Source organism: Oleiphilus sp. HI0132, assembly GCF_001635845.1.
This window is the reverse complement of the sequence record NZ_LWGJ01000305.1, coordinates 1-1017: the sequence shown is the minus strand read 5'-3', so window position 1 is coordinate 1017 and position 1017 is coordinate 1. Positions and strand designations below refer to the sequence as shown.

Annotated in this window: 1 protein-coding gene and 1 pseudogene; both read right to left on the bottom strand. The window is 40.8% G+C overall.

What is annotated here, in order from left to right:
* Nucleotides 1–612: pseudogene (locus tag A3766_RS03695) on the bottom strand (asparagine synthetase B); the annotation flags it as partial.
* 3 nt (nucleotides 613–615) lie between these two features.
* On the bottom strand, nucleotides 616–1017 hold a 402-nt coding region (locus tag A3766_RS03690; protein WP_156508661.1), incomplete at its 5' end, for an exosortase-associated EpsI family protein.

The window sequence follows — 1017 nt, the reverse complement described above, 5'->3', positions numbered from 1 at the left end:
TGGTTTAACCTCGTAGACATTCTCAAATGCTGTGTTAGGAGAGACAGGTGCCCAATAGCTAAGTATTTGGTCTAAAGAGTTTAGGTTTAGTTTTGGTGCTGAAGGAAGTGTACACAGTATGGCTTTAACTTCTGATGCAAAAGCGAGTGATTGTGCTTGCTGGCTATAAAATAGTGGAGATATACCTACCCGGTCACGAGTTAGAACGGCTCGTTGTTGTTTTTTATCCCAAAGTGCTATTGCGAACTGGCCGTTTAAGTGGTTAACAAAATCCAGGCCATATTCTTCGTAAAGGTGAACGATAACTTCGGTGTCGGTATGGGTATAAAATTGGTGGCCTTTAGCAATTAATACTTCTCGCAGTTCAGGGAAGTTGTATATCTCGCCGTTAAAACTAACCCATACTGATTTATCTTCATTATGAATAGGCTGCTCACCACCCTGAATATCGATGATGCTCAAACGCGTATGAACCAATAAGGCTTGGCTATCTAGATAGTAAGCTTGTCCGTCAGGGCCTCGATGGCGTAATTGTCCTGCCATTTGCTTGGCAAGTGCATAGCGATCTTTTTCAAACGGGGGGAGGCCAAACAAACCTGCTATTCCACACATAGGTTAACTCTCGATGTCGCTGCTTGAACTTATATCAGAATTTGATTGTATGTGTAACTGGATTATTGTATCCAGCATACCTTGAGTTGGCGTTAAGTTACTTTGACACTTCAGGTTGCATTCTTTCGAGAGAGCAACAAGTTGTGATTCATGGATATCAAGATAGGATTTTTTTAATTGTGCTATCTTGCTTGATCCTATTGAATTTGCAAATTGCGCTCCATGTTTATACCAGTAATATACTACTCGGTGCGTTCTTCCTGCTTTAGCAAGCGCGATACGAATTCTTACGTTTGGGTGTAGATCACTTGTCCATGCATAATCATTGATTAGCTGCCATCTGTTCTTATCAAATATTGTGTTCTGGCTATTGGCCATTTCTACATTACTATTGTTTAGGTAGGT